The following is a 10,519-nucleotide window of genomic DNA, read 5'->3' on the forward strand; positions in this document are numbered from 1 at the left end:
TTTTTCATAGCGGGTATCTGCATTCGACAAGCGGGTGAGCAACATGTGGTGGAGCAAAGGTAAGGCACGGCAGGCAACGACAGGCGCCAACACCCTGGCGACGCCGATGATCATGTTCCTGGAGCCGCGCATGTTGTTTGACGGTGCGGTCGCGGCCACCGTAGCCGATGCCGCCCAGGCTGACAGCCACGCCACCGCCGATGCGGCGGCCAAGGCACCGACGGCCGAACATGCCTCCGTCAGTAAAGACACCCATGGCCAAACCGATGCGCCGGCGACACCGGCACCCGTGGCGGTACCGGGGCAGACCGTGGTGTTCGTCGACGCCCGGGTCAAGGACTCCGCCGACCTGCTCAAGGGGGCTGCTCCCGGCACTCAGGTCGTGCAACTGGATGCGAGCAAGGACGGCCTGCAGCAGATGGCCGATTACCTGGGCAGCCATCAGGGCGTGAGTTCGGTGCAGATTATCGCTCACGGCAACACCGGTGATCTGTGGCTGGGCAGTACCTATCTGTCGGCCGACAACGTTGCGGCTCGCAGCGAAGTGTTGGCGCAGATCGGCCAGGACATGAATGTGGGTGGCGACATCCTGATCTATGCCTGCAACACGGCGCAGGGCACCCAGGGGCTGAACTTTGTCGACTCACTCGCGCAATTGACGGGCCGGGATATTGCCGCATCCACCAACCGCACCGGCGGGGGCGGCGACTGGACGCTGGAAATTGCCACCGGCTCCATCGAGAGCCACACCGCGTTGTCGTACCAGGCGATGTCGGCGTACCAGTACGGCTTGGCCACGATTACGGTGACCAACAACGGCGACAGTGGCGCCGGTTCATTGCGCCAAGCCCTGAGCGATTCGGTGACGGGCGATACCGTGACGTTCAACTCAAGCATGACGGTTAACCTGAACTCTCAACTGGTGATCACGAAGAATGTCACGGTTGCGGGTGATTTGAACCACGACGGCGTGGCGGACGTTACCCTCAGCGGGCAGTACAAGACCCAGGTGCTGAGAGTTAATAATGGGGTGACCGCGACACTCGATGGCCTGGTCATCACCCAAGGGCTGGCGGTCGGGAATGGCGCGCAGGCAGGTGTCGACGGCACAGCTGCGATGGGCGGCGGTATCGTCAACTTCGGTAACCTGACCTTGAATAATGTCACGGTGACCAGTAATGCCGCCTCGGGTGGCGGTGGCGGTGGCGGGGTGACCGCGCCTTATGCCGGTGGCCCGGTCGGTGGTGGAGGCGGTGGCGGCGGTGCGCTTGGTGGGCAGGTCGGAGGCCACGGCGGTATCGCCGGCACTGGTACGGGGGTATACGCCGGGACCTCCGGTAGCGCCAACACCGGTGGCACGGGCGGCTCCTATAGCCCTACCTACATGGGCGGCAGGGGTGGCAGCAGCGTGGGTGGCGCAGGCGGTGTGGGCGCCGGTGGCTACAGTAACGGTGGCAGCGGCGGCACGGCGAACAACGGCACTATCAGTATCGGCGGCGGTGGTGGCGGCTCTGGATGGGACAGGCCGGGTCGTGCCGGTGCCTCGGCCAGTGGCGGTATCTACAACGCCACCAGCGGCACCCTGACCGTTGTCGGCACTTCGGTGATTTCCAATAACATCGCGGCCGGTGGCGGCGGCGGCGGCGGTGGAGGGAGTGGTGGCAGTGCCGACCCGGGCGGTGCGGGCGGCAAAGGCGTCGGCGCGATCTGGAACAAAGGCACGCTGTTGATGACCGCCGCCAACTTCGCGGCCCTGAGCGGTAACGTTGGTGGCAGCGGCTCCGGCGGCCAGGCGGCGGGCGGAGGCGGCACGGGCGCTACCGTGGCGGCCACGAACAATATCTTCAATGATGGCGGCACCCTGAACACCGCCTACGCACCAACGCCATCAGCAACCATTGTCGTCACCACCACGGCCCAGCACATTGGCAGCACTTCGTTGGTGACCATTACCTTCAGCCAGGCCGTCACCGGTTTCACCAACGCTGACCTGACCGTGTCGAACGGCACCTTGAGCGCTGTCAGTTCCAGTGATGGCGGCGTCACCTGGACGGCGACGTTCACCCCAAATTCGAGCGTGACCAGCGCGACCAACCATATCGTCCTGGATAATACCGGTGTCACCGGCGTGTCGAATGGCCTGGCGGGCAGCGGGACTTCTACCTCCAATAACTACACCGTCGATACGGTACGGCCGACCGCCACGGTTGCGGTAGCCAGCACGGGTTTGAATATCGGCGGCACCTCCGTGGTGAACATCACCTTCAGCGAAGCGGTCTCCGGCTTCAGCCTGGCCGACATGACGGCCTCCAACGGCACCCTGAGCAACCTGGCCACCAGCGATAACATCCACTGGACAGCGACCCTGACACCGACGGGCGGGATCACCAGTGGTACCAACGTCATTACCCTGGATAACACGCTTTACACCGACGCCTCGACCAATACCGGCACCGGCGTCACCACGTCCAATAACTACAGCGTCGACACCGTGCGCCCCACCGCTAGCATTGTGGTGTCTAACCCAGCGCTGAACATCGGTGGCACTTCTCTTGTGACCATCACTTTCAGCGAAGCCGTCTCCGGCTTTACCAACGCCGACCTGGTCGTCGCCGACGGCACGCTGAGCGCGGTGAGCAGCAGCGATGGCGGCATCACCTGGACCGCCACCCTGACGCCAAGCGCTGGGGTTAGCCATAGCGGTGACGTGATTACCTTGAGTAATACCGGGGTCGCCGACCTGGCAGGCAACGCCGGCAGTGGCACCACCAGTTCCAACGCGTATGCCGTCGACACGCTGCGACCGAATGCGACCATTGTGTTTTCCAACACTACCCTGGCTATCGGTCAGACCTCCCTGGTGACGATTACCTTCAGTGAGGCGGTGAGCGGTTTCACCAACGCCGACCTGACGATCACCAATGGTACCTTGAGCGCTGTCTCCAGCAGTGACGGCGGTGTGACCTGGACCGCCACTTTCACCCCGACAGCCAGTATCACCAGCCCGACCAACCACATCACGCTGGACAAGACGGGCGTGCAGGATCTGGCAGGCAACGCCGGCAGCGGCACGACCAACTCCAATAACGTGGCGATCGACACCCAGCGCCCGACGGCCACGATAGTGGTCGCCAACCCGATATTGGCGATTGGCCAGACTTCGCTGGTTACAGTGACCTTCAGCGAAGCCGTCACGGGTTTCACCAATGCCGACCTGACTATCGCCAACGGCACGCTGAGTGCGGTGAGCAGCAGTGACGGCGGTATTACCTGGACCGCAACGTTCACCCCGTCGGCGAGTACCACCAACGCCACCAACCACATCACCCTGGACAACACCGGCTACAGCGACCAGAGCGGCAACACCGGCACCGGCACGACAGACTCCAATAACTTCGCCATCGACACCCAGCGGCCGACGGCGACTATTGTCATCGCCGACCCGGTGCTGAGCGCCGGTGAAACCACATTGGTGACCATCACATTCAGTGAGGCCGTGAGCGGTTTTACCAACGCTGACCTGACCATCGCCAACGGCACCTTGACGGCGGTGAGCAGCAGCGACGGCGGTATCACCTGGACCGCTACCCTCACGCCGACGGTCGGTGTCAGCGATGCCACCAACGTCATTACCCTGGCCAACTCCGGTGTCGCCGACCTGGCCGGCAACGCGGGCTCGGGCACCACCAGTTCGGCCAACTACACGGTCGACACCGTGCTGCCCACGGCGACCATCGTTGTTGCGGACAGCGCTTTGAAAATTGGCGAAACCTCTGCGGTGACGATCACGTTCAGCGAGGCGGTGACAGGTTTCACCAATGCCGACCTGACGATTGCCAACGGCACCTTGACGGCGGTGAGCAGCAGCGATGGGGGGATCACCTGGACGGCGACCTTCACGCCGAGCAGCGCCATAACCGACGCGACCAACCTGATCACCCTCGACAACAGCGGCGTACGCAACCTTTCGGGCAATGCCGGCAGTGGTACCACCAGCTCCAACAACTACGCCATCGATACCCAGCGCCCAACCGCAACTATCGTGGTGACGGACACCGCCCTGGGTATCGGCCAGACCTCGTTGGTGACGGTGACATTCTCCGAGGCGGTCACCGGCTTTACCAATGCCGACCTGACGATTGCCAATGGCACATTGAGCGCGGTGAGCAGCAGTGATGGTGGCATCACCTGGACCGCGACGCTCACCCCGGCGGCCGGTATCACCGATACCAGCAATGTGATCACCCTGGATAACACCGGCATTGCCGATTTGGCCGGCAACGCCGGCGGCGGCACGACCGACTCCAACAACTACGCCGTCGACAGCCAACGGCCGACCGCGACCATTGTGGTTGCTGATTCGGCGCTGACAGCCGGTGAAACATCACTGGTGACGATCACCTTCAGTGAGGCGGTGACCGGCTTCACCAACAGCGACCTGAGTGTGCCCAATGGCACGCTCAGTGCCGTGAGCAGTACCGATGGCGGCGTGACCTGGACGGCTACCTTCAGCCCGAACGTCGGCACCCGGGACGCCACTAACCTGATCATCCTGGACAATACCGGCATCACCGACCTGGCCGGCAACGCGGGCTCAGGCACCACCAGCTCGGCCAACTTCACCCTCGACACCGTACGGCCGACCGCGACCATCGTGGTGGCGGACAACGCGGTGAAAATCGGTGATACCTCGCTGGTGACCATCACCTTCAGCGAGGCGGTGAGCGGTTTCACCAACGCCGACCTGACCGTTGCCAACGGCACCTTGACGGCGGTGAGCAGCAGCGACGGAGGGATTACCTGGACGGCGACCTTCACGCCTACCAACAACATCACCGACGCCACCAACCTGATCACGCTGGACAACAGCGGCGTGCAGAATGCCTCGGGCAACGTCGGCAGCGGCACCACCGACTCCAACAATTACGCTATCGACACCCAGCGGCCAACGGCGACCATCGTGTTGGCCAACAACAGCTTGAACATCGGCGCCACGTCGTTGGTGACCATCACGTTCAGCGAGGCGGTCAGCGGTTTCAGCAACGCCGACCTGACCGTCGCCGGCGGTACCTTGAGCAACGTGAGCAGTGCCGACGGAGGTATCACCTGGACCGCCAACTTGACGCCCACCCAGGGTGTAAGCCACACGGGTGACGTCATTACGCTGAACAACGCGGGCGTCAACGACCTGGCCGGGAACAGCGGTGCGGGCAGCACGCTGTCGAATGCCTACAACATCGACACCCAGGCGCCCACCGCCACGATCGTGGTCGCCAACCCGACTTTGGCCATTGGCCAGACTTCTGGGGTGACGATAACCTTCAGCGAGGCCGTCAGCGGCTTCGACAACAGCGACTTGAGCGTGCCCAATGGCACTCTGAGTACCGTGAGCAGCGCCGATGGTGGTGTGACTTGGACGGCGACCTTTACCCCTACCAGCAACATCCGCGACACCACTAACCTGATCACCCTGAATAATGCGGGCGTCAGCGACCTGGCCGGCAACGCGGGCTCAGGCATCACCAACTCGGCCAACTTCACCATTGACACCGTACGGCCGACCGCGAGCATCGTGGTGGCGGACAACGCGGTGAAAGTCGGCGATACCTCGTTGGTGACCATCACCTTCAGCGAGGCGGTGAGCGGTTTCACCAACGCCGACCTGACCGTTGCCAACGGCACCTTGACGGCGGTGAGCAGCAGCGACGGAGGGATTACCTGGACGGCGACCTTCACGCCGACCAACAACATCACCGACACCAGCAACCTGATCACGCTGGACAACAGCGGCGTGCAGAATGCCTCGGGCAACGTCGGCAGCGGCACCACCGACTCCAACAATTACGCTATCGACACCCAGCGGCCAACGGCGACCATCGTCGTTGCCAATAACGGCTTGAACATCGGCGCCACGTCGTTGGTGACCATCACGTTCAGCGAGGCGGTCAGCGGTTTCAGCAACGCCGACCTGACCGTCGCCGATGGCACGCTGAGCAACGTGAGCAGTGCCGACGGGGGTATCACCTGGACCGCCATCCTGACACCTGTCGCTGGTGTGACGCATGCTGCAGCCGTCATCACGCTGAACAACACCGGAGTCGATGACCTTGCGGGTAACAGTGGCGCGGGTATTACCCAGTCGAATGCCTATAGCGTCGATACCCAGGCGCCGACCGCCAGCATTGTGCTTGCCAACCCGACGTTGGCCATTGGCCAAACCTCGTTGGTGACCATTACGTTCAGTGAGGCGGTCAGCGGTTTTGACAACAACGACTTGAGCGTCCCTAACGGCACACTGTCGGCGGTGAGCAGTGTGGACGGCGGTATCACCTGGACCGCGACCTTCACCCCGACCAGCAACATTCATGACACCACCAACCTGATCACCCTGAACAACACGGGCGTTACCGACCTGGCCAACAACGCCGGCACAGGTGTCACCCTTTCGGGCAATTTCAGCATTGATACAGTGCGGCCGACGGCGAACATCGTGGTCGACCACAGCGCACTCAAGCAGGGTGAAACGGCTCGAGTCACCATCACCTTCTCCGAGGCGGTCAACGGTTTCACCACTGCCGATCTGAGCGTGGCCAATGGCACCCTGAGCAACCTGGCATCCAGTGATGGCGGTATGACCTGGACGGCGACGTTGACGCCAACGGCCAACATCACCGACACCAGCAACCTGATCACCCTCGACAACAGTGGCGTGCAGAACGCTTCAGGCAACGCGGGCAGCGGCACCACCGATTCCAACAACTACGCCATCGACACCCAGCGTCCCACCGCGACTATTTCCGTGGCCGACAGCGCCCTGAACATCGGGCAAACCACCACGGTGACCATCGCCTTCAGTGAAGCCGTGACGGGCTTCGACCTCTCGCAACTGAGTGTGGCCAATGGCGTGCTGTCCAACCTGGCGAGCCAGGACGGCGGCAAAACCTGGACCGCCACCCTGACGCCGACGGCCGCTATCACCGACGCAACCAACCTGATCGTGCTGGATGCCAGCCAGGTCAACGACGCCGCCGGTAACGCCGGCAGCGGCATTGCGATCTCCAATAACTACGCGATCGATGGCGAACGCCCCACTGCGACCATCAGTATTGCCAACCCAAGCCTGACCGTCGGCCAGACCACTGTCGTGACGTTCACCTTCAGCGAGAAAGTCAGTGGCTTCAGCCTGGATGACCTGAGTGTGGCCAACGGCGCCTTGTCCAACCTGGCGACCAGCGACGGCGGCAAGACCTGGACGGCGACACTGACGCCAACGGCCAATCTCAACGATCCGAGCAACTTCATTACCCTCGATAACCGCCTGGTGAGTGACCTTTCGGGCAACGTGGGCAGTGGTTTTGCCAACTCCAATAACTACGCGATCAATACCGTGGCATTGACTGGCGACCCACTGTTCCGCGTCACCAACCCGGCACCGCCTCAAGGCGCACCGAACGCTCCGTTGCAGCCGAGCGTGTTTGGCGCGCCGCTGGGCAACCTCGGCTCACCTATCGGCTTCCCGCCGTTGTTCGAGCAACGTCAGCTGGGTGCAGGCTTGCCACCGGTCGGCAGCATCTTTATCCACAACGGCGCGCTGGCACCCAGCTATATCGCCCAGGTGTTCGGCACCGATGGTGCCGGTGACGGCAGTGCCAACGGTTTCCTGGGTTTTGGTGGCGGCGATGGTGGGGTATTCGGCTCAAGCACCTTGTCGAGCCTGTTCAGCCATGAAACCCACGGCGATGACAGCACCCTCAAAGCGTTCGACAGCAAACCGATCAACGGCCAGGGCGACCCGGCCCAGGGGCTGCGCGGCGTGTTTGGCGCGCCGAGCCTCGGCCAGCAATTGCAGCAGCTCAAAGACACAGAACAGCGCCAGGTGATGGACCTGGCGCACGCACTGCAACAAGTCGGCATCAGCGAAATGCAGGCTTGAACATACTTAACTCCAGGCGCAGTAACAGGGGCAGTCCAAGGATGAAAACAAGTCATAAGTTGTTCGGCGCCAGCCTGCTGGCGCTGGCGATCAGCGGTTGTGCAGTCACCAGTGAACCGATTGAACGCAGTGTCAGTGAGCAGCGAGCCCGTAGCGATCTGCAAGGTATGTACAAAGGCCAGGAGCCGCTGAATGGCCCGCTTACCCTGCACCAGGCCATGGCCCGTGCGGTTAAGTACAACCTCGAAGGCCGCTTGAAGGTGATGGAAGAGGCGCTGGCCAAACGCCAATCCGACCTCTCCAGCTTCGACATGCTGCCACGCATGGCCTTGTCCGCAGGCTATGCCGGGCGCAACAACACCAACGCCTCCAGCAGCCAGAGTGTGCGCACTGGCACCCAATCCCTGGAGCCGTCGACTTCCCAGGACCGCGACCGCCGCGTAGCCGACCTGACCATGGTGTGGAACGTGCTCGACTTTGGCGTCAGCTATATCAGCGCCAAGCAGCAGGGCGACCAGCGCCTGATCATCCAGGAGCGTCGGCGCAAGGTGATCAACACCATCGTGCAGGATGTGCGCTCGGCCTATTGGCGCGCGGTAGCGGCCGAACGCTTGCTGACCCAGATCGACAGCCTGATGGCACGGGTCGACCAGGCCCAGACCAACAGCCAGAGCATGAGCGAACAGCGTATCGGCGACCCGGTGCAGGCGCTGGGTTACCAGCGCTCGCTGATCGAAGCCACGCGCCAGTTGCAGGAGCAGCGCCGCGCGTTGTCGCTGGCCAAGACCGAACTGGCCACGCTGATCAACCTGCCCATGGGCAGCGAGCTCAAGCTGGCCACACCGGATGACTACAGCGTGCCGCAGTTGAAGGTCAACCTGGCCAGCCTGGAACAGGAAGCCCTGGCCAACCGCCCGGAACTGCGTGAGCAGGACTACCAGACCCGTATCAGCGCCGCCGAAACCCGCAAAGCCATGCTGCGCCTGCTGCCGGGCCTGGAGTTTTCAGCCGGGGGGCATTACGACAGCAACTCGTTCCTGACCGACAACCGCTGGGCTGACTACGGCGCCAAGGTCACCTGGAATCTGTTCAACGTGATCTCCGCACCTGCCGCCATCGATGTGGCCAAGGCCGGTGAGGAAGTCGCCACTGCACGACGCCAGGCCATGTCCATCGCGGTGCTGGCGCAGATCTACGTGGCCAACGCCAACTATCAGGACGCGGTACGCCAGTTCAAGACCAACGAACAGTTGGCCAACATTGATGGGCAAATCCTCACCCAGCTGCGCAACCGACATGAGGCCGCAGGGCTCGGCGAACTTGACCTGATCCAGGGCGAACTCAACACCTTGCAGGCGGACCTGCGTCGCGACCTGGCCTACGCTGACCTGCGCAACGCCTACGGCCAGATCTTCGCCAGCGCCGGGCTTGACCCGCTGCCTGAACAGCTGGACTCCGACCGCGTGCAAACCATCGCTACGGCACTGGCCAGCCGTGAGTCAGCCTGGGCTGCGGGCAACATCACGACGCCGGTGCCGCGTGCCGTCGCCCAGTAACCTGGTGGCGCCGACGGCGAGCATCACGCGCCGTCAACGCGAGGCGCGCAATGGGCATCGCGGTGTGGCGATCTTGCTCACCGGCCTGCCGGCGTCGGGTAAATCCACCCTGGCCCAGGGCCTGCAAGCGGCGCTGTTCGAGCAAGGCAAACAAAGCCTGGTGCTCGACGGCGACGCCTTGCGCGGTGGCCTCAACCAAGACCTGGGCTTTGCCGACAGCGACCGTCTGGAAAACATCCGCCGCGCCAGCGAACTCGCGGCGCTGCTGGTGGACAACGGGCAAATCGTGATCCTTGCGATGATCGCGCCTCTGGCCGAACTGCGTGCGGTGTTTGCCGAACGCCTGGCTGCCGATTATCGGGAAGTCTGGTGCAGCGCCTCGCTGGCGGTGTGCGAAGGGCGTGACCCCAAAGGGCATTACGCCCGTGCACGGCGTGGGGAGTTGCCAGGGTTTACCGGGGTTGGCTCGCCGTACGAACAACCGTTGCACGCCTCGTTGGTATTGGATACCGGCGTGCTGTCGGCGCAACAGTGCGTCGAGCGGCTGTTGGCGTGGCTTGCGCCTGAACTAGACTCTGGGGAATCGTCTTTTTAGGAGGCTCCCATGGAATCGCCAGTGCATAGCTTGCCGTCATTGTTCAAGCAACTTGGGCTGCCGGATGACCCGGTGAGTATCGAGAAATTCGTGGCGGTGCATTCGCCGCTCAAGCGCGACCAGAGACTGGAAGATGCGTTTTTCTGGACCGACAACCAGAAGCAATTTCTGCGCAGCGAAATTCTGGATGACGCGGATTGGGCTGAGGTGGTGGATGAATTGAATCTTCTGCTGCACGGCGGAAGAGGGGTGCAAAAAACTTAGCAAAAACGTGAAAAGTTGAAAAAATCTGATGTGGGTTGAAAAAACTGGCCTGTAATCGTGTAAGTGAACTTTTTCTGAGGTTGATAGCTGTCTTTGCTGCGTTATGGCTATTTCGGCGCGGCGATAATCCAGGCCGCCACCCATCCGCAAATTTGTATCAAAACTTGACGA

Annotated in this window: 4 protein-coding genes; all 4 read left to right on the forward strand. The window is 62.5% G+C overall.

The window, feature by feature from the left end:
- Window positions 1–43: 43 nt before the first annotated feature.
- From DK870_RS00140 to DK870_RS00155, 4 genes are read left to right on the forward strand one after another with little or no spacing between them, the layout of a single operon-like run.
- The gene (locus tag DK870_RS00140; protein ID WP_161547576.1) at window positions 44–7,933 is read left to right on the forward strand and encodes an Ig-like domain-containing protein; all 7,890 of its coding nucleotides are present in this window, start codon (window positions 44–46) and stop codon (window positions 7,931–7,933) included.
- Between the two features lie 41 nt (window positions 7,934–7,974).
- Window positions 7,975–9,489: a TolC family protein gene (locus DK870_RS00145; protein ID WP_090367642.1), complete on the forward strand. Its 1,515-nt coding sequence runs from the start codon at window positions 7,975–7,977 to the stop codon at window positions 9,487–9,489.
- Window positions 9,473–10,084: an adenylyl-sulfate kinase gene (gene cysC, locus DK870_RS00150; RefSeq protein ID WP_161547579.1), complete on the forward strand. Its 612-nt coding sequence runs from the start codon at window positions 9,473–9,475 to the stop codon at window positions 10,082–10,084. The genes DK870_RS00145 and cysC overlap by 17 nt, the downstream gene beginning before the upstream one ends.
- 9 nt (window positions 10,085–10,093) lie before the next feature.
- Complete coding sequence (locus tag DK870_RS00155) at window positions 10,094–10,348, forward strand: DUF2789 domain-containing protein (protein ID WP_161547582.1); 255 nt, start codon at window positions 10,094–10,096, stop codon at window positions 10,346–10,348.
- Window positions 10,349–10,519 lie beyond the last annotated feature (171 nt).

This window comes from Pseudomonas sp. Q1 (genome assembly GCF_009935975.1).
GTDB lineage: Bacteria > Pseudomonadota > Gammaproteobacteria > Pseudomonadales > Pseudomonadaceae > Aquipseudomonas > Aquipseudomonas palleroniana.